The sequence below is a fragment of the Streptococcus cristatus genome, assembly GCF_008369405.1.
Taxonomy (GTDB): domain Bacteria; phylum Bacillota; class Bacilli; order Lactobacillales; family Streptococcaceae; genus Streptococcus; species Streptococcus cristatus_G.
Window position 1 is genome coordinate 1 of the sequence record NZ_VSJJ01000005.1, and the last position, 23,418, is coordinate 23,418.

Here is a 23,418-nt window from a genome sequence, read left to right on the forward strand (position 1 = left end):
AGTAAAGCTTAACAAATGGATTGCTTCAAAATAACATTTTAGGTCTCACATCATTGACAAAGGTACAAATTTCTTTATTTGTAAACATTCTTTGAAGTAGAATGAGCGAGAGCTTTCCCTACAACAAAAAGCCATCCAAATCGGACGGCTTTAATGAGTTATTTTACTTCTAACAAACCGATATCTCCATCTTCACGACGATAGATAACATTCGTTGTATTATCTTCAACATCTGTGTAGATGAAGAAGTCATGTCCCAACAAATCCATTTGCAAAATAGCTTCATCTAGATCCATTGGTTTCAAATCAATATGCTTAGAACGTACTACTTTTGAAGATGCTGTATTAGCGTCTTCTACTAAAGCATCAGTGAACAACTGGCTAGTTGCAACTTTGTTCCGATTTTTCTTTTCAATCTTTGTCTTATTCTTACGAATCTGACGTTCAATTTTATCGACAACTAAGTCAATAGATCCGTACATGTCTTGTGAAACATCTTCTGCCCGAAGGGTAATTGAGCCAAGAGGAATTGTTACTTCGACCTTCGCCGTCTTCTCCCGGTATACTTTCAAATTGACCCGTGCATCAAGTTCTTGCTCCGCTTGGAAATACTTCTCAATCTTCTCAAGTTTAGAAACTACGTAGTCACGGAGAGCATCAGTTACTTCTAGGTTTTCACCACGGATACTATATTTAAGCATATAAGTACCTTCTTTCTAAACATAAATGTTTTATTTACAATATCATTATAACGCTTTCATTCCTTTTTTGCAAATATTTTCTTATCTTGCGAGTGAAAATGTCAAAACTTCTTTCACACCTGCTTCCAGCAATACTTCTCGAGCCAATTGTAAGGTTTTTCCAGTCGTATACACATCGTCTATCAGTAGAATTTTTTCTGGCAGTAAGACATCTTTTGCCAATGTAAAACATTGCTGGCTTTTTAAACGTTCTTGACGATTTTTGCTGGATTGAGCATGCACTTCCTGCTTTTCAAGCAAATGTTTATAAGGCAAACTAGCAGCTCGCAAGAAGCCTTCTACCTGATTAAAACCTCGACTTTGGTATTTTTCAGGACTGACTGGAATAGGAACCAAAGTATATTTTTTGAAGTTTCTGAGACTTTTTTTGAAAACTTCCGCAAACACAAATCTCAGAAGATAATCCCCTTGAAATTTGTATTTGCTAAAGAAATCCTTCATCAAATCATTATAAAGAAAGCAAGCCTGATGCTGAACTACATAGCTTTGCGCTTCCCAGGTTTGACAATCCGAGCAAACTTCCTCTTCCCCATCCTTCCAGCAGCGCGGGCAATGGATAGAAGAAATCGCTTCAAATCCTGCTCGACAATGTTTACAAATTGTATTTTGTTCTTTTTGCAATAAAATCAAGGAAGAAAAAGTCCTATTTTCTTCAACAGCTTGACTGCATAACAGGCAATTTTTCACAGGCCAGCCTCCTTGTTCATCAGTTTGATTTCACGGATTGCCTTTTCGATTGATTGTGTGGTGCCGTCGTGAAAGAAGAATAAATCTCCCGTCGGTCTATCCATACTACGTCCCACCCGACCAGAAATCTGCACCAAGGCACTACGGCTAAAGAGACGATGGTTGGCTTCCAGAACAAAGACATCTACACAGGGAAAGGTCACACCACGCTCTAAGATGGTAGTTGTGACCAAAATGGTAATTTCTCGCTTGCGAAACTCTTCAACGATTTCTAAACGATTTTCAGTTGTTGAAGCTACAAAACCGACTCTTTCCGCTGGAAAATTCTCCTCTAAAACTTGCGCAAATTCCTGACCTCTTTTAATTTCCGAGGCAAAGATCAGCAAAGGAAAGCCTGTTTTTCTCTGTCTCTCGATATATTTTTTCAGTTTAGGCGGCACTTTCTTTTTCGCTAGATACTTTTGAAAATCTGCCAGCCAAACTTTTTGGGGCACAATCAAAGGATTGCCATGGAAGCGGCGAGGAAGTCTGAGTCGTTTTAATTCTCCTTTTTGGACTTTTTTATCCAGCTCATCCGTCGAAGTGGCAGTTAAGAAAATCGTCGTTCCCTCCTCCTTGACTGACTGCTCCACGGCATGGTAGAGCACAGGATTGTCCACATAAGGAAAAGCATCTACCTCGTCCACGATCAACAAATCAAAGGCTCGATAAAATTTAAGAAGCTGGTGGGTAGTAGCAATGACCAAGGGACTGCGAAAATAGGGCTCAGATTCGCCATGCAAAAGCGAATTCGGGCAGACAAAATCCAGCTTGAGACGGCGATAAAGCTCTAAACAGACATCGATCCGAGGGCTGGCTAGGCAAACGGCACCTCCATGATCAATCACTTCTGCAATCACCTGATAAATCATCTCCGTTTTGCCCGCCCCAGTCACTGCATGGACTAGGCTATTCTGCTTTTTAGCAACTGAGTCTAAGAGTCCCTGAGAAACTTTCGCTTGAAAGGCTGTCAATTGTCCCCGCCACTTGAGTACCTGATTTTCTGGAAAGTCTTCCTGCGGAAAATAATAGAGCTGCTGGTCACTCCGAACTCGCCCCAAAATCAAGCACTCCCTACAATAGTAGGCATTAACTGGCAGCTGATGATGCTCTTTGTCCACTTGAGTGCCACAGCGGCCGCAAAACAATCTTCGCCTTTCCTCTCGCATACTGGGCAGCTGCTGGGCCTGCGAGCGCAGCTCAGGGCTGAGCTGATCCTTTGTAAATATCCTACCTAGGCAATCTTTTCTCTCTAACATACTTTTTTATTCGTAAAACTTTTGGAAAAATCCATTTTTTTGTGTACAATAAAACTATGGAATATAGAACAATTAGACAAGACGGTCAAGCCCAGGAAGAAATTAAGAAATCTCGTTTTATTTGCCATGCCAAACGCGTTTACTCAGAAGAGGAAGCTAGAGATTTTATTGCTGCCATCAAAAAAGAGCACTATAAAGCCACTCATAATTGCTCTGCTTTTATTGTAGGGGAGAAAAGTGAAATCAAACGAAGCAGTGACGACGGCGAGCCCAGTGGTACAGCGGGCGTTCCCATGCTCGGTGTCATGGAAAATCACCAACTGACCAATGTCTGCTTTGTAGTCACGCGCTATTTTGGCGGGATCAAACTAGGAGCTGGCGGACTCATTCGGGCTTATGCAGGCAGCGTCGCTTTGGCAATTAAAGAAATTGGCCTGATTGAAATCAAAGAACAGGCAGGCCTGCGCCTCAAAATGTCTTACAGCCAGTACCAAAGCTTCGATAACTTTTTAAAAGCTGAAGATCTGATCGAATTCGACACAGAATTCACAGATATAGTTGCCACAACCATCTATATCGACAAGCAGGAAAAAGAAACACTAGTTCAGAAATTAGTCGAATTTTTCAATGGCAAAATCCAAATTGACGATCAAGGTTTGCGCGAGGTTGAAATTCCCTTAACAGTTGAATAATTTAAAAAGCTAAGCTTAGTGATAAAGAATTTTTATCGTGGCCATAGCTTTTTTATATTTTACAAAGTGCCGCTTTCGTCTTATACTAGTTTCATTAAAGTATTGAGGTATGAAAAATGGCAAACGTTTATCAAAATATCACAGAATTAGTTGGAAAAACGCCAATTGTTAAACTAAATAATATCGTTCCTGAAGGAGCAGCTGAGGTTTATGTCAAGTTAGAAGCATTCAATCCTGGCTCTTCTGTCAAAGACCGGATTGCTCTCAGCATGATTGAGGCGGCTGAACGCGATGGCCTTATCAAGCCCGGCGACACTATCGTGGAAGCAACCAGCGGAAATACTGGTATTGGCCTTTCATGGGTTGGAGCAGCCAAAGGCTACAAGGTTGTCATTGTGATGCCAGAAACTATGAGTGTGGAGCGCCGCAAGATTATCCAAGCCTATGGAGCAGAACTAGTTTTGACTCCAGGAAGCGAAGGAATGAAAGGAGCTATTGCCAAAGCAGAAGAAATCGCCCAAGAGCGCAAAGGCTGGTTGCCGCTACAATTTAACAACCCAGCCAATCCAGAAGTTCACGAACGAACAACAGGAGCAGAAGTTATCGCTGCTTTCGGTGAAACTGGACTGGATGCTTTTGTCGGTGGTGTCGGAACTGGTGGGACTATCTCTGGTGTCTCTCATGCTCTTAAAAAAGCGAATCCAAATGTCCAAATCTATGCGGTTGAAGCAGACGAATCTGCTATCCTTTCTGGTGAGAAACCAGGTCCTCACAAGATCCAAGGACTTTCAGCTGGATTCATTCCAGAAACCTTGGATACAGCAGCCTATGATGGTATTGTCCGCGTGACTTCTGATCAAGCACTGGAGTTCGGACGTTATATTGGCGGTCAGGAAGGTTTCCTAGTCGGAATTTCATCCGCTGCGGCTATTTTTGCAGCCATTGAAGTCGCTAAAAAACTAGGAGCTGGTAAGAAAGTCCTTGCCCTAGCACCTGATAATGGTGAACGTTACCTATCTACCGCTCTCTATGAATTTGATGCTTAATCGTGAAAAGAGTTAACAAAATTCCTACCCGCTTGGGTAGGAATTTTTTACTCTTTTTGTTCTTTCAGAAAAGCTTTAGCTTCCTTGATCCATATTGGCAATTGCTTACCTAAGGGCGCAAATCCAATTTTACAACGATCATTTGAAAAGCGATGCCGTCTCGGTAAACGATGTTTTTCCTCTTCTAAAGTTCGCATCGATAAGCTGGCCTTACCAGAAAACTCATCATAATCTACTACCTGCACAAGAACCTGATCCCCGATTTTCAAAATATCGTGAATATTGTCGATATAGCCCGTTCGAATCTCAGAAATATGAATGAGCCCGATCAGACCGCTTTCTAGTTCAACAAAGGCACCGTAGGGCTGAATCCCTGTAATTTTGCCCTTTAACTTATCTCCGATTTTCATTAGTCTATAACCTCAATCGTCTCAATAACAACATCCTCAAGCGGTTTATCCATTAAAGCTGTCTCAACTGCTGCGATCTTGTCCAGAACTTCATAAGAAGCCTCATCTATTAGCTGTCCAAACACAGTATGTCGACGGTCCAAATGCGGTGTCCCGCCCTGGCTAGCATAAACTTCAGCGATTGGCTTTGGCCATCCTCCCCGAGTCAATTCCTTGGTTGAATAAGGAAGACTGCTATTTTGGACAATAAAGAACTGACTGCCATTGGTATTTGGTCCGGCATTCGCCATTGATAGAGCGCCACGGATATTATAAAGTTCGGGTGAAAACTCGTCTTCAAAGCGTTCACCATAGATCGACTCTCCGCCCATGCCAGTACCTGTCGGATCGCCCCCCTGAATCATAAAATCTTTGATAACTCGGTGGAAAATCACTCCGTCATAGTAGCCATCCTTAGATAAGGCGATAAAGTTAGCAACTGTTTTGGGCGCTTGCTCTGGGAAGAGTTGAATCTTCAACTCACCATGGTTTGTCTTGATCTTTGCCACTGGCCCTGCAAGCTCGTCAAGATGAAGCTGTGGGAAGGTCAATTCTTTCTCCACCATGCCCAATTGCTCCAAAGCATCAAAAATGCCGTCTTCTTCGACCCTTTTTGTGACAAAATCAGCTTTTTTCTGTAGCTCTTCATCGGAAACTCCCATAGCAATGCTGAGCCCAGCATAGTCAAACAACTCTAAATCATTAAGTCCATCGCCAAAAACTAAAACATTTTCTGGTTTGAAGCCCAGGTGTTCCACTACCTTGGCAACACCAGCTGCCTTTGAACCTTCTTTCGGTACGACATCCGATGAATGCTCATGCCAGCGGACTATACGGAGGGGCTTAGCTAAATCCTCTGGCAACTGCAAACTGTCGCCTACATCCTCAAAAGTCCACATTTGGTAGATTTCATGATCTTGGTAAAAATCAGGATTGACAGGCAGATCTGGATAAATGATATCAATTGCTGACGAAATCATCGGATTGCGAACAGACAAAGCCGCTTCGTGACTGCCTACCAAACCGTACTCAATACCCACTTCCTTGGTCCAGACAATGTAGGATTCCACACACTCTTGCGGAATGACAGTTTTCGCAATGACTTCGCCCTTTCGATTTTCAACATAAGCCCCATTCAAGGTAACAAAAAAATCAGGATCCAAGGCACGAATTTCTGGAACGACTCCAAAAATACCACGACCAGAAGCAATTCCTGTCAGAATTCCCTTTTCTCTCAGCTGCTTAAATACATCTTTGATCGACTCTGGGATGAAGCCCGTTTCCTCGACCCGCAAGGTATCATCGATATCAAAGAAAACAAGCTTAATTTTTTTCGCCTTATATTTTAATTTTGCCTTCATATTTTCCTCTTTCAATTTAATCTTTTCTATTATATCATTAAAAATCGTCTTGCGGAACAAGATGATGCTGAAAAGCGTAGACGACTGCTTGGGTGCGATCGCTCACTTCCAGCTTAGACAAAATATTGGACACATGCGTCTTGACCGTTTTTAAAGAAATAAAGAGCTCATCAGCGATCCGCTGGTTTTCATAGCCCTTGGCTAGAAGCCCCAAAATATCCCTCTCCCGAGCTGTTAAATCCTCGTGAAGCTCTATATGATTTCGATGGTATTCAACCTTCTTGCTGACTTCTGTTTCAATGGCAAATTCACCCTTTGCAACCTTTCTGACTGCGTGGAGAATTTCATCCGCACTAGAAGTCTTCAACATATAGCCACGGGCACCCGCATCCAAGACAGGATAGATTTTTTCATTGTCCAGATAGGAAGTCAAAATTAAAATCTTTGCCTCTGGCCATTCTTTCAATATAGCCAAGGTGGCATCAATGCCGCTCATCTCCGGCATGACAATGTCCATCATAATCACATCTGGACGGCTTTCCAGAGCCTTTTCGACACCTTCTCTACCATTGGTAGCTTCTGTCACTTCTTCAATATCGTCCTGTAATTCAAAAAAGCTTTTCAAGCCCAATCTGACCATTTGATGGTCATCCACTAGTAATATTCTCATCCTTTTCCCCTTCTAACAATGGAACACTGATTTCGATAGAAACTCCTTTTTTGGGAGCCGTCAGAATCTTCAAAGTGCCAGCCATATCATGCACTCGATCTTCAATATTTTTCAAACCATAACTCATGTCAGCCAAGCTAGCTGGATCAAAGCCGATTCCGTCATCAGAAACCTTTAGTTTAAGCCTATTTGGCGTCTGATAGAGATAAATGTCCAGACGACTGGCCTGAGCATGACGCAAGGTATTATTGATTATTTCTTGGATAATCCTAAAAATATGCTCCTCTATCTGCTTGGGCAGGCTGACCACCTCATGCTTAAACTGGACAGTCAAGTCCGACTTATCAGTCAACTCTTTGATTAAGACATTCATGCCCTCTACCAAGGTCCGATTTTCCAACTCTGTCGGCCTTAAGTGCAAGAGCAAGATCCGTAAGTCTTTTTGCGCAGTATCCAGAATGTCAGCGATTCCCTTTAACTGCTGCTGGAGATTGTCTTTATCCAGACGATCCACATTTCCAGCAACGCCTGAGAGAATCATATTAGCAGCAAATAACTCCTGACTGACCGTATCATGCAAGTCGCGAGCAATCCGCCTGCGTTCTTTTTCAATAATCTTCTCTTCGGCCTGCAAGGCCTGATTCTCAGATTTCTGCAAATTTTCGGTTAAACTATCCAACTTTTCTTTCAAGTGGACGAAAGAATCGTCCAATTCTACCTGACCGGTTTCTTGTATGCTCCTGCCTTCTAAAATAGCTTTTAAATTCTTTTTAACTTGAGAAAGGGACAGATGCTGAAGAAAGCGCGCAGCAGCAGCCAAGAAAATAGTCAGCGCTAAGCCCAAAACCAGAACAAAAAAGGCAAAGGACTGGAGCAGTTCCAGATTATTCAGAAGCTTTTGCCATTCTAAATTAAAAAGATTAAAAATGTAATGAAAGATAATCCCTAAAACGAAGAAAGTATAGAGAAAGATGACCAAATAACTTGTTTTTTTCACTTTCTAACAACCTCCACATTTCCTAAAAAGCTGACCAAGACAATTTTTACAGTTTTGCTGGCCCGCTTATAGTCAGGCGTCGTCAGAGAAATCGTTTCATTGCGCAGCTTGCGTGTCGGATGATTTAAAAAATTCAAATCTCCATACAAAGTGTTAATCTGAAGCTGGATTTCTACATCTAAAGGGATGACAATCTTGGTATCCCCAAAGCCCTTACGAATCACAATCACATTATCATGATTGACCACAATGACATCCTCTAAGTGAATGGTGTCCTTTCCCATCATTCTCAAGAGATTAATATCATGAAACTGGCAATCATCCTTTGAAAAATGCTGCAAATCCCCCAACCAACGATTTTTTTCAGCTCGAACTTCGGTCGCATCTTCAAAGAAAAGGTGGGTCTCTTGATTTTCTTTGTAAAGATAAGGATAGGCCACAATCATGCCATAAATCAAGGCAAAAAGGACAGCAGCAATAACATAAGGATTGAGCATGACAATGAAAAAGAAGACAATCATGGTCGCAACCAATAGCGAATTGCCTCTCTGCTTGCCGAAATAATAATATAGAAACAAGAGAAAGAGCAGCATGATGAGAACAACACGCGAAAAATCGGCGGCCAGCATGGTAACCAAGGCCATTGATAATAGAATCGCTTCAACAAAGATGAATAATTGAACTTTCCACATAGCTATTCCCTTCCTTACATGTCTATTGTAACAAAATTAAGCAAAAAAACCTCCGTCTGAGGCATGAAATAGCAAGATTATCCTATCTTAACCAGCAGAACTTCTTGGCTCTAGACTTCTTTACACTTTTCCTCTAAAAAGCAAAAAATCACTTCAAATGCTGTTTAAGCAAAACAAACATTTAAAGCGATTCTTAAGTTTATTTCTATTGTTCAGATAAGCTTAGAAATGAACTTGAGCTTCCAAGCCAAAATGGTCACTAACTACTGGACCACTTTGCCCATCAAAAACAACAGCAGATCTTTCAATATTGAAATCTTTACTTGTGAAGATATAGTCAATTTTTAGAGCATCTTTGTTTCCTGCCCAGCCAGCGATATCGCCTTCAACCGTCGCTGTACCAATTGTTTGGTCAGCCACCTTATGGCTGTCCTGGAGAGCAAGTGGACTTTGGATAATGTGCTGATAACCTTCATAATCGACAGGATTGTTAAAATCTCCCATGAGAACCAGCGGAGTCTCAACTTGCAAGAGCTCAGATTCAAACTTAGCCCACTCTCCTTGGAAACCTTTATCCCACCAAGATAGGTGACAAGAAGCAACTGTGATGAGCTGACCATCGAGCTCTGTTTCTGCCAGCAAGACTTTACGCGTATGATAGTCACTTGGATCATTGACATCAGATACCAAGAGCTCTCTTGCCTTCAGGGGCTTTCTGGACAGAATTGCAACCCCTTCATTATAAATATCAAATCCAATATGGTTATAAGCCCAAGACCAGTAATAGTCCAGACCTGCCTCAGCTAGCTTTTCAACCAGACGTAGGGCATAGTGGTCCTGGTGAATCGGAATGGCGCCATCTACCGCATAATAAAATGGAGCCTGAACAACCTGTTCAGACTCCACTAATTGATTGACTTCCTGCAGGCAAATGACGTCATATTTTTCTTGAAGAATCCGCTCAGCTAGCTGATTTAGCTTGCTTTCTTGCTCTTCTTCCATCCAACTATGAGTATTTAAAGTCAGGAATTTTGCCATGATTTCTCTTTTCTATCTTACAATTCTACTTTAGCCACAACTGTCTTAGGAGCGACTTTACCGAATTTCTCAACTGCTACTGATTTGATAGCTGGAGCATTTGTGAAGACAACAACAGTTGCTGTTTCACGACCTGCTTCTTTAATAGCTGCCAAATCTGCTGTTACCAAAAGATCACCTGCAGCGACTGTTTGTCCTTCTGCTACATGTACTTCAAATGGTTTGCCTTCAAGGCTAACAGTATCAAGACCGATATGAACAAGCACTTCAAGACCAGCTTCAGTCAAGAGACCAAGAGCATGTTTTGTAGGGAAGACGCTTGTCACTTTACCAGCTACTGGAGAATAGATTTTGCCATTTGCTGGTTCAACTGCAAATCCGTCACCCATCATTTTTTGTGAGAAAACTGGATCTTTCACATCTTCCAACTTAATAACTTCACCTTCAGCAACTGTTTCAATTGCTTCTGTTACGCCTTTGTAGCTAACTGCTGCAGCTGCAGACTCAGCTTTTTGACTTGGCAAAGTTTCAGGGATCACTTCTCCTGAATCCAACAAGTCTTGAATATCAGATTTAAGAACGTCAGCTTTTGGTCCGTAGATTGCTTGAACGCCTTGACCTTTCATAACCAAGCCCATAGCGCCTTCAGCTTTCCATTCTTCTTCAGAACCAACTTTTGTTGCGTCCTTAACAGTCACACGGAGACGAGTCATACATGCATCAACATCAACGATATTAGCACGGCCACCTAGCAAGTTAATGACATTCACTGCTTGAGAAGAAGCAGCTACTTTTGCACCACCTTGTTCTGATGAAGCAGCTTCTGAACCTTCAGCTGTTTCATAGTTACCGTTACGTCCTGGAGTTGCATAATTGAATTTTTGAATCATGAAGTTCGCAATGAAGTACATGATTACTGCAAAGAGAACTGTTACCCAGATAAAGTTAATGATATCCATACCCAAACCAGCATTGATAGCCATTGGAGTACGAGTCAAGAATTCGATAGACCCGAATGAGTGCACACGAAGGTTAACAATGTCCGCCATAGCAAAGGCAGCACCTTGTACAAATGAGTAAATCAAGTAAAGTGGAGTTGCCACGAACATGAACATGTATTCGATTGGTTCAGTAACCCCTGTCAAGAAGGTTGCCAAAGCAGTCGCAATCATCATACCTTTGTATTGATGTTTCTTGTCAGCATCAACATTGCGGTAAATAGCTGCGGCAACACCCATAAGGATACCAAATGAACCGATCATTTGTCCAACTTTGAAACGAGCTGGGTGAACTGTATCAAGCAAGTTTTGGTAAGCAGTAGGATCAGCTGTCTTAGTACCAACCAAGTCATTTACCCAAGCCAACCAGAGTGGATCTTGACCAAATACTTGAGTACCTTTAGCAGCACCAGTCAATACTTCATAAGTACCACCAAGTTGTGTGTAGTTCATTGGGATCGTCAACATGTGGTGCAAACCGAATGGAAGCAAGAGACGTTCCAAAGTACCGTACAAGAACGGTGCCAAGATTGGAGCAGTATCTTGTGAGTTAGCAATCCAAATACCAAAGTTGTTGATACCTGTTTGAACAACTGGCCATACAAATGACAAAACAATTGCTACGATTACTGAACGCAAGATAACAACGAACGGTACAAAACGCTTACCATTGAAGAATGACAAAGCATCTGGCAATTTACGGAAGTTGTAGTATTTGTTATAAGCTGTTGCTCCGACAAAACCAGCGATAATTCCGACGAAAACCCCCATATTCAAAGCAGGAGACTCAAGGACACTGATAAAGTAATCAGAAACCTTGATGCTTCCTCCTAAGAGAGTGCTAACCACTGCTTTAGAATCTTTCAGCATATCGCTTGATACACCGAACATAACCCCAGTGATACGGTTAATCAAAATGAAGGATAAACCTGCCGCAAAGGCACCACCAGCACGTTCTTTCGCCCAGCTACCTCCAATAGCGAGAGCAAAGAGGATATGCAGGTTTCCGATAATCCCCCAACCAATTTGTTCTAAAACGCCACCAGTAGTCACTAGAAAACCTAGTTCAGGGTTGATCATCGGAATTGACTTACCAATACTGATCATCAAACCTGCTGCGGGCATAACCGCAATAACCACCATCAAAGCTTTACCGAATTTTTGCCAAAATTCAAAGCTAAAAATGTTTTTGAATGAATCTTTCATCATCCAGACCTCCTTATATTTTACACAAACCACCCCTTGATGAAATCGTTTGCATTGTATAGTATTATTATACCACTATTTTTTATTTTGTAAAGGCTTTTATAGAAAATATTTTTGCATTTTTCCTATATTTTGTAGAATAATAGCTAGAAAAGAGTGATTTTTCTATGTGCAATCGATTGCGCTATCTTTCCGTAAATTTCTTGAAAAAACAATAAAAAAAGCCGAGAAACATTCAATTCCATGTTTCTACAGCTTCTTTTTTATTTATATTCTTTTTTATAACGGTCCGCTTCTGCCTTATTAGCCCAGACATAGTGGCCTGGACGAATCTCAACCATACTAGGTTGATCCACTGAGTAGTCATGCTGCTCCGGATCGTAAACCTTTAAGACCTTTTTGCGTTCCAGAATTGGGTCTGGAATCGGCACAGCAGACAATAGCGACTGCGTATAAGGGTGGATCGGGTTGTTAAACAACTCTTCTGTCTCTGCAACCTCGACGATAACCCCTTTATAGATAACAGCGATTCGATCTGAAATAAAACGAACTACCGATAGGTCATGGGCGATAAAGAGATAGGTCAAGCCAAGTTCCTTTTGGAATTTTTTCAAAAGGTTCAAGACTTGCGCACGGACTGAAACATCCAAGGCAGAGATTGGCTCATCCGCAATGACGAAATCTGGCTCCATGACTAAGGCACGAGCAATCCCAATCCGCTGGCGTTGACCACCAGAAAATTCGTGAGGATAGCGTGTCAAATGTTCAGCCAAAAGACCAACTTCACGAATGATATTCTTAACTTTTTCTTGACGATCTTCTTCATTTTCAAAAAGATGATAGTTATAAAGACCTTCTGAAATGATATAGTCAACCGTAGCACGCTCATTCAAGCTGGCTGCTGGGTCTTGGAAAATCATCTGAATCTTGCGAATCAATTCAGCCTCATCAGCTTTAGATTGCTTCCCGTTGATTTTTTTGCCTTCGTATAAGATGTCACCTGCACTGGTATCATTCAAGCCGATGATAGCACGGCCGATGGTTGTTTTACCAGAACCAGACTCACCTACAAGGGAAAAAGTTTCTCCTTTATTGATAAAGAAATTCGCATTTTTTACAGCTACAAACTTCTTACTTCCTTCGCCGAAGGAAATTTCTAAATCTTTAATTTCAACTAATTTTTCAGTCATTTCCTTCCTCCTAAGCTTCTAAGTGATTGAAGCCCATTTTTGAACGAATTTTATCATGAAGGTTTTCGATAATGGCTGGTTTCTCAACCTTTGGCGCATCTTCGTGCAAGAGCCAAGTCTTAGCCCAGTGCGTATCGGAAACCTGAAAGGCAGGAGCTTTTTCTTCGAAATCAATGGCCATTGCATAATCAGAACGAAGTGCAAAAGCATCCCCTTTAATGCTAGTGTACAGTGAAGGTGGTGTACCTGGAATCGAGTAAAGTTCACCATTTGCCTCAGCTAACTGTGGCAAGCTAGACAGCAAACTCCATGTATATGGATGTTTTGGATCGTAGAAGACCTCCTCAACTGTTCCATATTCAACGATCTCGCCAGCATACATAACCGCCACTTTATCAGCAATACTTGCCACAACACCAAGGTCATGGGTGATAAAGACAGTCGTGAAATGGTATTCTGCCTGCAATGATTTGAGCAAGTCAATAATCTGCGCCTGAATCGTCACATCAAGGGCCGTTGTAGGCTCATCACAGATCAGAATATCTGGACGGCAAGCCAAGGCAATCGCGATAACAATCCGTTGACGCATCCCGCCTGAATATTGAAATGGATATTCTTCAAAACGCTTCTCAGCGTCAGGAATTCCGACTTTGGTCATGTAGTCGATTGCCATTTCTTTGGCTTCTTTGCTTGTTTTTCCTTGGTGTTTTATGATAACTTCGGTAATTTGACTTCCGATGGTATTAATCGGATCCAGACTAGTCATCGGATCTTGGAAAATAGTCGCAATTTTAGCACCACGAATGGGTTCCCAGTCCTTGTTGCTCTTTAGAGCAGTCAAATCAGTTCCTCGGTAATCAATCGTTCCTTGAGCTACACGGCCATTTTCTTCCAACATTCCAGTAAAGGTTTTTGTCAAAACAGATTTACCAGAGCCAGATTCTCCAACCAAAGCTAGAACTTCGCCCTCAACTAAATCAAGGGAAACACCGCGAATGGCGGTCAATACTCTGTCACGAACGTCAAATTCCACGACAATATCGCGAGCAGTCAATATTACATTTTTATTTTTTGTCATATCTACTCCTATCTATGTGTCCGTGGATCACTTGCATCGGCTAAGTTTTGACCAACTACGAAGAAGGACAGGGATACCAAAATTAAGGTTGTCAATGGAATCCAGAAAAGGTAAGCGTTGGTGGTTACGTTTTGTGAATAGTCAGAAATCAAGCGTCCCAAACTTGGTACTGTTACAGGAAGGCCAAGCCCAAAGAAGGACAGGAAGGCCTCGTAAGAGATAAAGCTTGGAAGCATTTGAGAAGTCGTGGTCACGATAACAGACACCAACTGTGGCATGATATTCTTGGTAACAATTTTAAGAGTTGGTGTTCCCAAAGTACGAGAAGCCAAATTATACTCCAAATCACGGTAACGCATAATCTGAATACGAATTGTATAAGCAATCCCTACCCATCCAGTGATGGTCATGGCAAAGATCAAGTTCCAGAAACCTGCACCGATAGAGTAGGTCAAGACAATGACAATCAAGAGGGATGGAATATTTGAAATGATATTATAGACTTCCATCATGACACGATCAACTGCTTTGGAAATTCCCCAGATAGCACCGACAATAATTCCGATAATCAAGTTAATGACTGTTGCAATAATGGAAATCAGGATAGAATTCCGCGCACCAAACCACACACCGTCAAACAAAGATTTACCATTGCTATCTGTACCAAACCAGTGCTCAGCATTGGGTTTGATATAACGCATGCTAAAGTCATTTACCTTGCTGACATCATTGAAATCGAATTTCGAGAACATGGGATAAATGAAACTCATCAACACAATGGCAATTAGAATCCCTAACATGATCGTCGTTGATTTCTTTTTCAAGAATTGACGCATAACGGAGCGCCAGTATGAATAGGCTGGAGCATCAATCGTTTCAGAGGCAAAATCGTCACGTTTGACAAATTGGAATTTACTTTTATCAATTGTAGCCATTATTTACCTCCTTTAGATGTTAATTTAATACGTGGATCAAGCATTGTCATCAAAACATCACCAATTAAGAGGGCAAAGATTGAAAGACAGGTGAAAATAAACACAAGGCCAACCACCATTGAATTGTTAGATGCCTTAACAGAGTCGATTAACATTTTACCCATACCAGGGAAGGCAAAGACTGTTTCTGTCAGAGTCGCACCGGCAATAACACCAACGATAGACGCTGGAATACTAGATACCAATGGTACCATGGCATTTTTGAAAATATGTTTGTTAGAAATTTCTTTCTCAGAAAGACCTTTAGCACGGGCAAAGCGGACAAAGTCTTGAGATTGCAAGTCTATCATATAACGACGGATCCAGACAGCTGTCCATGGCGCGCTTAAAAGACCAAGGATAAGAGATGGCAGAACATAAGAACGCCAATCACTTGCTCCCAAAATTGGGAAGGAGTCTGGAAGACCTAAAGTAGAACCAGCCAGACGAACGATGTAGACAAGGGCAATCGTTGGTAGGGACATCATAAAGGTCAAGGCAGCTGTTGAAATACTATCAAACCAAGTATTTTTCAAACGAGCCATATATGAACCAAGCGGAACCGCAATCAAATAAGAAAGAGCTACACCAATCAGACCGATAATAGCTGAACTGGTGATCATTGATGGATTTTGATAGTTGTTCTTAGTTGCAGTATAGGCATCTCCCTTACCATACTTGGCAATATCCTGAGAGTCAGCCTTACTTGGTGTCTTGTAAGTCCGAGAGTAAATATTGACGGAAGAAGTTTTCTTACCAGTTGGGAATTGAACTTCTGATGATTTAGTCTGACCTTGCCCTTGCGAGATAACCTGAAGTACAGGTGTATTAGCATAAGTAGGGTAAGAGTTTCCTAGGTTCAAGCTAACAAAGTTTTGGTGAACAAATGGGAACTGACCATTGAAATACAGAAGGTATTTATGACGAGTACCAGATCCGACGACAGACCAACCAATTGCAGGGTCATTTTCGATTCGAATATAGCGCTCAAGATTTGGATTTTCCTCATCTTGAATCACATTTGGATGGTCAATCTGAATCAGATTTGTGTAAAACTCAAATACACGCTCGTAAACTGGAACCTCACGAACAGCATAGAATTCCTTGCTTTCTTTGAATTGATACAATTTCCAACCTTTGCCAAGTTTCTCAATATAGGCTTCATAGATCTTCTTGTTCTCTTCGGTCGGCTCGGTCGTTACAGATTTATTTTCTTTCTTGGCTTTTTCCTGCAACTCTTTTGTATCATAGTAGTCAACATAGCCCATTCGCTCATAGACTGTATTTTCATAGTTTGTCTTTTTATCTTCGGTTGTGGCTATTTTATTATAGTTTGGATCTTGTTTGAAAATCAATCTTCTCGGAACCATTGTATAAATAATGGTATAGGTCAAGGTCGTTACCAAGAAAATCGACACAAGTGAGCGTAAAATACGCATAAAAATGTATTTTTTCATTTATCGTTTCCTTTAAATTTCAAAAGAACTTTCTCTCGTTATTAGAGAAAGTTCTAGTGAACGATTTATTCTACATGACTTTCGAGATCTTTTTGTGCTTTCGCATTTGACTCTTCTTTTTCTTTCAGCCATTTCTTACGAGCTGCTTCGTAGTCTTTCTTCGTTACTACTTCATTTTGAACTTTAAGACGTTTGAAGTAAGTAGAACTTGTCTTATTACCAGTTTGGGCATAAGCGCCTGAGAATGGCTCGATACGTGAGATAAATGGTGCCGCTCCTTGGTTTGCCATCAATGGAACAATAATAGAGTTATCTGTTAACCAAGCTTGAGCCGCTGCATATTTTTCGTAGCGAGTAACAATATCTGAAGTTTCTTTACCCGCTTCATCTACCAAGCGATCATATTCATCTAAACCAACTTGCTTAGCTGCAGCATTATCTGCTCCTTCAAAGCCAAGGTAGGTTTTTGTCGTTTCAGCTGCTGAAGTTTTCAGAATGTCTGTGTAAGTTGATGGATCTTGATAGTCAGGACCCCAGCTAACGAGGATTGAGATATCCCAATCTTCAGCGGCAGCATTTGGTGCGTAGTAAGTAATATTGAAGAGGTCATCTTCTGACATTTGTTGGATATCTACCACCACATTTTCAGATCCCAAAGCCTTTTCAACAGATTGCTTAAGGGATTGAGCACGGTTGATCAATGGTTTCGATGTTTGAGAAACTGGAAGATCTAGATGGATTGGGAATTCAACTCCCTCTGCTTGCAAGGCAGCTTTTGCTTTTGCAAACTCTGTTTTTGCCTTCTCAGCATTATAGAGTCCGTCTTGACCGTCCTCAAGTTGAACACCTTTCCATTCGTCACCCAAGGCTGCAACTTTTTCTTCGACTAGATCACCAAAAGATTTATCACCGGCTTGAACAAAAGTTGGCGGTACAAAAGTATTGCGAACAGCGTAAGGAGCACCTTCTTCACCATTGACCTGTGCTGAATAAGACTTACGGTCGATAGCAAAGTTCAAAGCTTGACGGAAGTCTTTGTTAAGAATGGCTTTCTTAGTAGCAGACTTCTGAGCATCCGTTGTTTTACTTGTGTGATTGTAACCTTGGCGGTCAAGGTTGATACTCATCACATTTACAGTAGCAGCTGGTGCAGTAAAGTAGATGTTGTCCTTAAAGTCTTTTTCTACTCCAGCATAGTTTGAGCTGGTAGGGTAGAGACGAGCTACTGTGTAGGCGCCGTCTTTAAAGTTACGAGCAAGGGCATCTTGGTCTTGTCCATCAAAGTAAGACAACTTGATAGTATCGACATGGACATTTTCCTTATCCCAGTAGTTTTCATTCTTTTGATACTCAACAGCAGACTTAGCAGTGATAGACTTCATCAAGAATGGTCCATTGTAAAGGATAGAAGATGGGTCAGTAGATTGACCGAATTTGTCCCCTTGTTTCTTAAGGAAATCTGCGTTAACTGGCCAAAGAACTTGTGAAGTTGTTTTTGAATTCCACTGTGGTTCAGGTTGGTTCAGAGTATATTGGAGAGTGTGGTCATCAACTGCTTTGACACCGACAGTAGAGAAGTCAGTTGTCTTACCAGTCACATAGTCATCCAAGCCTTTTACAGATTGTTGAACAAGGTATAGGGCTTCAGATTTCTTGTCGGCAGCATGCTTGAGACCAGTCACAAAGTCCTGAGCTGTCACATCGCCATATTCTTCACCTTCTGAAGTATACCATTTGGCATCTTTACGGATTTTATAGGTATAAGTCAAACCATCTTTAGAAACAGTCCAAGACTCTGCAATAGACGGTACAAAATTACCATATTGGTCATTTTCCAACAAACCGTCCACACCGTTTGTCACGAGGTCAGCTGTTGAAGCTTTACCAGATGTCACATAGTCCAATGTTTCTGGATCAGCGACATAGACATAGTTATAAGCTTTAGATGCGCTGTTTCCTTTTGATGAACCAGAACAAGCAGCTAAAACGCCTACTGAAAGAAGGCTTACCCCAGCTAAAGCTAATACTTTGCTTTTTTTCATACGAATTCTCCAATTTTGTTTTTTAGGTTTACTTAGGATTATAGCACAAGAAAGGAAAAAAGTAAACTAAATTTTCTGAATATTGCAGTAGTCAAGCAATTACTCTATCCAATCGCTTTTATTAATTTTTCTGATACTATCCTAGGAAAAATTTAGTAAGTCTAAAAATTTATTCAGCAAGAGGGTAGTATAGTCTGGATCATCCTTGAGTTCTTTGATGGAAGTCTGAACCAGCTCTAAATCATCTGTAATCATCCCGTCTACTCCCAATCGAAAGGATTTGATGATACTGTCCTCATCATTGATAGTCCAGTCATAGAGGCGTTTGTCAGATTCCCAGAGCTTGTTGACAAAGTTATCATCCAAGGTTGAATATTCCATGGTATAGCCAGAAGCCTTGGTTCGTGGAAAGATTGTATTATAAGGTAGGATAAAGAAACTGGGGATAGAGGAGTCATATTTGACAACCTGATCGATGACTTGGTAGTCCAAAGACTGAATCTGGTGTTGATAAACCTTGATCTTGGCACCATACTTGCTCAAAAATCGTTCCATCATGTCCTTGGAATCTTTCTTGCTCGTCTTGATTTCTATCAAGAGGCGCTGGCCGAGTTGATTGGCGCGGGTAAAGTAATCATCAAAACTGGAAATCTTTGTCCGATAGCCATTTTCTGAAATCTCAAGCGAAGTCAATTCTGCCAAGGTTAAGTCTTGAGGTTGGGCATTGATACCTGCCAACTGCTTCAGATTTGCGTCATGCATCATGACGAACTGACCATCCTTGGTTTCCTGCACATCCATTTCGACTAAGTCAGGCTTGAGTAGAGCTGTTTCTTCCAGCGCTTCTACGGTGTTCTGAATTCCATTTTCCCTCGAAACACCTCTATGGGAAATCGTAATCGGAACGTTTTTCAGAGGGAGGCTTAGATAAACAAAGCCTTCTAAAGCAAAACTCAGAATGGCAATAGTCAGAACGAACCATCGCATGGGAGACAAACCTCTTTTAGTAGGATAGTCAGTCAAAGTTTGGTCCGTCAAGAAGGAGACAAATTTGAGGAGGAAATAGGACAGCATAATATAGTAGGACAACTTGATTAGGACAAAGCCAGCAATGCCACCAAGGAGGGCAATCTCATTTGGTCGGGTATGTGCATATTGCTGGCCTAGTATAGCTGGAACTAAAAGGAAGGTATAAATCAAAAAGCTTTTGATAATAATCCAGAGAAGATGTCTGGTGTAAAAGAAAAGACGATTTTTGGTCTTAGCCAGACTAAAACGAATAGCCTGAGGAACAGTTGCATGCTCAAAAAAGAGCTGAGGAAGAGCGAACATCAGCCGAACTGCGATTAACAGCATGCCTATAACAAGGGCTCCCATGAGAATAGCAAACAGGATATTATTTACAAGATAGGTAATGATAAAATCTGGGATCAAAATTTTATTGAGATAGTAAATCTTCAAAATTTGGCGCAAGAAGGGAAAAAGAAAACCCATATAAAGGACGATAAAGAGCATTTTCCCTGGACCAGCCTTCTTGACAAGCGCAAAGCTATCCTTGAATGTTTTTCCAAGAAAAGCAAAGACTGGCCGATTTTCTTGGTCCAAAAGATTGCGAATTCCCATAAAAATCATGCCACTTTGGAAATAGGCGACAAAAAGATTGACCACAACAAGGACTAGAAAGGCTAGACCGACCAGCCAATTGGAACTGAGTACTGCCCAAACATTATTGTAGGACAAAAAGAGGTAACCTGTCTGTTTGAGCAGATACTCTGCTGCATAGGAATTAAAGGGAATCCAAGCGTACTCCATCATCATAAAGACCATGAAAAAGAGAACTAGGATTTTATCTAAATTATGATAAAGGCGCTTAAAACTAAGTTTTTCTGGTCTCATTTCACTCTCCTTTCAGCAATTCGTGCGAAACAGGGGGGAGGAAAGTTACATCGGATACAAAATTGCTCCAATGAATCCGCTCCTGTTATTGCCGTCTTGGCTCCACTCCTTCCTTGACAAATAAGAGAGTGGGACAGAAATCGGTCATTCGTTAGAATTCGATTTCGTCGTCCCACCTCCTCACAGTTGAGTAGGGCTGTAAAAGCTGATGAAATCAGCCTAGTAGAGCCCACTCAACCACTGCGTCTTGCTCGACAATCCAAAGACAATTGAGAGGCTAGGACTTTTGTCCCAGCCTCTTTCTTATTTACCAAACAAACGAGCAAAAAAGCCTTTGTTTTCCTGCTTTTGTACCTTCTCCTTGGCTTCATCCAGCTCCAAAAGGAGAGTCTCCCGCTCACTCATAGCCTTGGCTGTCAACTGCTGCTGCTGGTCTAGCTGCTTGTCTTTTTCGGCAATTTGCACATCTTTGATACGAAGTTGCTCGTCTTTTTTAGCCAACTGGCTATCTTTAGCTTTTAGTTGCTCATAAAGGCGCAAAATCTCGGCATTTTTTTCATCCACTAAGATTTCCATTAACTCGCGCTGCTTGACTTCCTCACTGACAGGCTCATCTTCAAAAATGGTTTTTTTGTAAATTTCTTCTAGCTTAATCAGGCCACTGCGGGTCACGACTGTGACACCTTTTTCATTTTTTTCTGTATCTTCTGGCGGCAAGGCCTTGACACGATTATTGATTGCCTGACGGCTGACTCCTAAAATCTCGGCCAGCTCGCTGACTGTCTTTTCAATTGCCATAATTTCCTCTGAAACTTTTTCTAGATATAGTTACCTAAATCTTATCATATCAAGGCCTAACTGTCAAATAGAGCAAAAAAGTGAAGCAATCTATTGCTCCACTTTCCTAGCTTTTCTATAGTTCAACTTGAAAAATTCCCAAGCTCTGCATTTCTTCTTTAGTCAAGCGTCGCCATTGCCCCAGTTCCAGACTTGGATCTAGCTGCAGAGGTCCCATAGACAAACGCTGAAGGTCGGTGACTTCCTTTCCACATGCTAAAACCATCCGCTTCACCTGATGAAACTTACCTTCTGAGAGGGTGATACGGACCAGACTGGTCTTCGTCCCCTCATCTCTTTCGAGAATCTCGAGCTGAGCAGGCTGACAAGTGAAGTCTTTGAGTTCGATTCCTTGGGCAAAACGCTCAACATCTGCCTGATCCATCAGACCAGCAACCTGAGCTTGATAAACCTTAGCCACATGGCGCTTGGGAGATAGCATAGCGTGCGATAGCTGACCATTATTGGTCAAAAGCAGAAGCCCATGCGTATCCACATCTAACCGCCCCACAGGGAAGGCTTCTTTTTGACGGGCAGTATCATCCAACAAATCTAAAACAGTTTTATGGCGGTCATCTTCAGTGGCGGAAATGACACCCTTGGGTTTGTTCAAGAGGTAGTAGACAAATTTTTCATAAACCAGGGTCTGACCATCTACCACAATCTGATCCGACCGTTCATCAATCTGTGTCTTGGCTGATGTGACTGTTGTCCCGTTGACCCAGACTTGACCTTTTTTCAATAGTTGCTTGACTTGACTGCGCGAGCCAAGTCCACTTTCCACTAGAAATTTATCCAGACGCATATTCTTCTCCTAAGCAGACTTTTTCTTGAGAATGCCAAAAGCCAGCACTGCCATCAAAACCATCAGGCTTCCCAAAACGCCAAAGATAAAGGAAGCTTGGCTTGAGAATTGACCAATCAAAGACAAGAAAAAGGTTGTAGCTGTAGCTCCAGCACTGCAGCCTAAAATCACAATCGAAGTTGCTTGATTGAGGGATTTGCTAGGGATTCTCTCGGAAAGAATATGGAAAATCGATGTCAGACTAACACTATAAACAAAGCCAGAAGCGATGGTCACCACACTCAAGAGCAAGAGATTTGATGCCAAACCAATCATGATCGCAGTAAGACCAAAGACCACTCCTGCAACCGTCAATAAATTTTCCTTAAAATAATGAAGAAGAGGAGCAAAGGACAAGCCTGCGGCAATCCCAATCAACTGCATGGTCGAAAGGATCAAGCCTGCCGTCTGAACACTGCCCATACCAGATTTTTCAACTAGTCCGGGCACGCGCACGTTGATAACCACATTCGTCAAGACAATGACCGCTGCTACCAGAGCTAGACCGATTGTCAAAGACCACTGTGCAGCTGTCAGTCCTTTGCCTCCATGATGCTCCTTATGATGCTTCTCCTCCTTGCCATAAGGAACAAAGAGCAGATAGAGAGCCAGAACAATCAAACCCGAAGCATAGACCAAGAAAGAAATTTCCCAACCAAAGCGAAGCAACTGGCTCACTCCAAGTGTCAAGAGGGCCGTCCCGACAACTTCAGCCGACCCACGTAGACCGAGGGTCTGAATCCGTTCCTTACCCTCATAGCGCTCACTGATAATCGAAATAGCCTTGGCATTGAGCAAACCAACTCCCATACCAAAGATCAGCCGCGAGGCAAAAATCACCCAATACGCCTTATTCACGAGAGGAACAAAGCCACAGAGAGCGAAAATCAAGAGCCCCGTCACAATCATCTTTCGCTCCGATAAATATTTCTCCACTAGGCCATTTAAAACTAGCATGAGCATAATTCCAGCCGATGGCAAAGAAACCAGCAATTCTACCCAGCTTTCTGGCAGATCCTTATAAAAAGCAAACATAGCCGATTGGGCGCTGGAAATCGAGAAGGATGTCGTCAACACTAAAGAAAGTGAGAGAATACTCACTTTTTCCATAAACTTTTTCATTCTATTTTCCTTTAAAAATCACACTCATTCTATCATACAGCTTTTTAGAAAAAGACGCAATCATCTTTTCTTAAAAATTCGAC

At 41.7% G+C, this 23,418-nt stretch carries 21 protein-coding genes; 2 read left to right on the forward strand and 19 right to left on the reverse strand.

Going from position 1 to position 23,418, the window contains the following annotated elements; genetic code table 11:
• Positions 1 to 158: 158 nt before the first annotated feature.
• The 3 genes from hpf to FXF62_RS05455 form a co-directional block, all read right to left on the reverse strand.
• The gene (gene hpf / locus FXF62_RS05445; protein ID WP_149517962.1) at positions 159 to 701 is read right to left on the reverse strand and encodes a ribosome hibernation-promoting factor, HPF/YfiA family; all 543 of its coding nucleotides are present in this window, start codon (positions 699 to 701) and stop codon (positions 159 to 161) included.
• An 81-nt stretch (positions 702 to 782) separates the two neighbouring features.
• Positions 783 to 1,448, reverse strand: a complete 666-nt coding sequence (locus tag FXF62_RS05450) for a ComF family protein (RefSeq protein WP_149517963.1) — start codon at positions 1,446 to 1,448, stop codon at positions 783 to 785.
• Positions 1,445 to 2,746, reverse strand: a complete 1,302-nt coding sequence (locus FXF62_RS05455; protein ID WP_149517964.1) for a DEAD/DEAH box helicase — start codon at positions 2,744 to 2,746, stop codon at positions 1,445 to 1,447. Before FXF62_RS05455 ends, FXF62_RS05450 begins: the two co-directional genes overlap by 4 nt.
• 56 nt (positions 2,747 to 2,802) lie before the next feature.
• Between FXF62_RS05455 and FXF62_RS05460 the strand changes: the two genes are divergently transcribed.
• Together FXF62_RS05460 and cysK are read left to right on the forward strand one after the other, a co-directional pair.
• Entirely contained in the window at positions 2,803 to 3,438 is a 636-nt protein-coding gene (locus tag FXF62_RS05460; protein WP_149517965.1) for a YigZ family protein, read from the forward strand.
• Between the two features lie 116 nt (positions 3,439 to 3,554).
• Complete coding sequence (gene cysK / locus FXF62_RS05465; protein WP_149517966.1) at positions 3,555 to 4,484, forward strand: cysteine synthase A; 930 nt, start codon at positions 3,555 to 3,557, stop codon at positions 4,482 to 4,484.
• Positions 4,485 to 4,531: 47 nt separating this feature from the next.
• Here the strand turns inward: cysK and FXF62_RS05470 are convergent, their stop codons facing one another.
• The 16 genes from FXF62_RS05470 to FXF62_RS05550 form a co-directional block, all read right to left on the reverse strand.
• Positions 4,532 to 4,894: a S1 RNA-binding domain-containing protein gene (locus FXF62_RS05470; protein ID WP_061910473.1), complete on the reverse strand. Its 363-nt coding sequence runs from the start codon at positions 4,892 to 4,894 to the stop codon at positions 4,532 to 4,534.
• A complete protein-coding gene (locus tag FXF62_RS05475) occupies positions 4,894 to 6,294 on the reverse strand; it encodes a bifunctional Cof-type HAD-IIB family hydrolase/peptidylprolyl isomerase (protein WP_149517967.1) in 1,401 nt (466 codons plus the stop codon). Before FXF62_RS05475 ends, FXF62_RS05470 begins: the two co-directional genes overlap by 1 nt.
• Before the next feature lie 37 nt (positions 6,295 to 6,331).
• Positions 6,332 to 6,964 (reverse strand): response regulator transcription factor, encoded by a 633-nt coding sequence (locus FXF62_RS05480; RefSeq protein ID WP_045500904.1) that lies wholly within the window; start codon positions 6,962 to 6,964, stop codon positions 6,332 to 6,334.
• The gene (locus tag FXF62_RS05485) at positions 6,942 to 7,961 is read right to left on the reverse strand and encodes a sensor histidine kinase (protein WP_149517968.1); all 1,020 of its coding nucleotides are present in this window, start codon (positions 7,959 to 7,961) and stop codon (positions 6,942 to 6,944) included. Before FXF62_RS05485 ends, FXF62_RS05480 begins: the two co-directional genes overlap by 23 nt.
• The gene (liaF, locus tag FXF62_RS05490; RefSeq protein ID WP_149517969.1) at positions 7,958 to 8,653 is read right to left on the reverse strand and encodes a cell wall-active antibiotics response protein LiaF; all 696 of its coding nucleotides are present in this window, start codon (positions 8,651 to 8,653) and stop codon (positions 7,958 to 7,960) included. Before liaF ends, FXF62_RS05485 begins: the two co-directional genes overlap by 4 nt.
• A gap of 222 nt (positions 8,654 to 8,875) precedes the next feature.
• Positions 8,876 to 9,691: an endonuclease/exonuclease/phosphatase family protein gene (locus FXF62_RS05495; RefSeq protein ID WP_149517970.1), complete on the reverse strand. Its 816-nt coding sequence runs from the start codon at positions 9,689 to 9,691 to the stop codon at positions 8,876 to 8,878.
• Between the two features lie 17 nt (positions 9,692 to 9,708).
• A complete protein-coding gene (locus FXF62_RS05500; protein ID WP_149517971.1) occupies positions 9,709 to 11,898 on the reverse strand; it encodes a PTS transporter subunit IIBC in 2,190 nt (729 codons plus the stop codon).
• A gap of 260 nt (positions 11,899 to 12,158) precedes the next feature.
• A complete protein-coding gene (locus FXF62_RS05505; protein WP_149517972.1) occupies positions 12,159 to 13,085 on the reverse strand; it encodes an ATP-binding cassette domain-containing protein in 927 nt (308 codons plus the stop codon).
• 10 nt (positions 13,086 to 13,095) lie between these two features.
• A complete protein-coding gene (locus FXF62_RS05510; protein WP_149517973.1) occupies positions 13,096 to 14,163 on the reverse strand; it encodes an ABC transporter ATP-binding protein in 1,068 nt (355 codons plus the stop codon).
• Positions 14,164 to 14,171: 8 nt separating this feature from the next.
• Positions 14,172 to 15,098, reverse strand: coding sequence for an oligopeptide ABC transporter permease OppC (gene oppC / locus FXF62_RS05515; RefSeq protein ID WP_149517974.1), 927 nt, complete (start codon positions 15,096 to 15,098; stop codon positions 14,172 to 14,174).
• Positions 15,098 to 16,594, reverse strand: coding sequence for an ABC transporter permease (locus FXF62_RS05520; RefSeq protein WP_149517975.1), 1,497 nt, complete (start codon positions 16,592 to 16,594; stop codon positions 15,098 to 15,100). The genes oppC and FXF62_RS05520 overlap by 1 nt, the downstream gene beginning before the upstream one ends.
• Before the next feature lie 65 nt (positions 16,595 to 16,659).
• Positions 16,660 to 18,636, reverse strand: a complete 1,977-nt coding sequence (locus FXF62_RS05525; RefSeq protein ID WP_149517976.1) for a peptide ABC transporter substrate-binding protein — start codon at positions 18,634 to 18,636, stop codon at positions 16,660 to 16,662.
• A 141-nt stretch (positions 18,637 to 18,777) separates the two neighbouring features.
• The gene (locus FXF62_RS05530; RefSeq protein WP_149517977.1) at positions 18,778 to 20,532 is read right to left on the reverse strand and encodes a glycerophosphoryl diester phosphodiesterase membrane domain-containing protein; all 1,755 of its coding nucleotides are present in this window, start codon (positions 20,530 to 20,532) and stop codon (positions 18,778 to 18,780) included.
• 303 nt (positions 20,533 to 20,835) lie between these two features.
• Positions 20,836 to 21,330, reverse strand: coding sequence for a DUF536 domain-containing protein (locus FXF62_RS05540; RefSeq protein WP_015605274.1), 495 nt, complete (start codon positions 21,328 to 21,330; stop codon positions 20,836 to 20,838).
• 115 nt (positions 21,331 to 21,445) lie between these two features.
• Positions 21,446 to 22,174 (reverse strand): pseudouridine synthase, encoded by a 729-nt coding sequence (locus FXF62_RS05545; RefSeq protein ID WP_149517978.1) that lies wholly within the window; start codon positions 22,172 to 22,174, stop codon positions 21,446 to 21,448.
• A gap of 9 nt (positions 22,175 to 22,183) precedes the next feature.
• The gene (locus FXF62_RS05550; protein WP_149517979.1) at positions 22,184 to 23,335 is read right to left on the reverse strand and encodes an MFS transporter; all 1,152 of its coding nucleotides are present in this window, start codon (positions 23,333 to 23,335) and stop codon (positions 22,184 to 22,186) included.
• Positions 23,336 to 23,418: the final 83 nt, after the last annotated feature.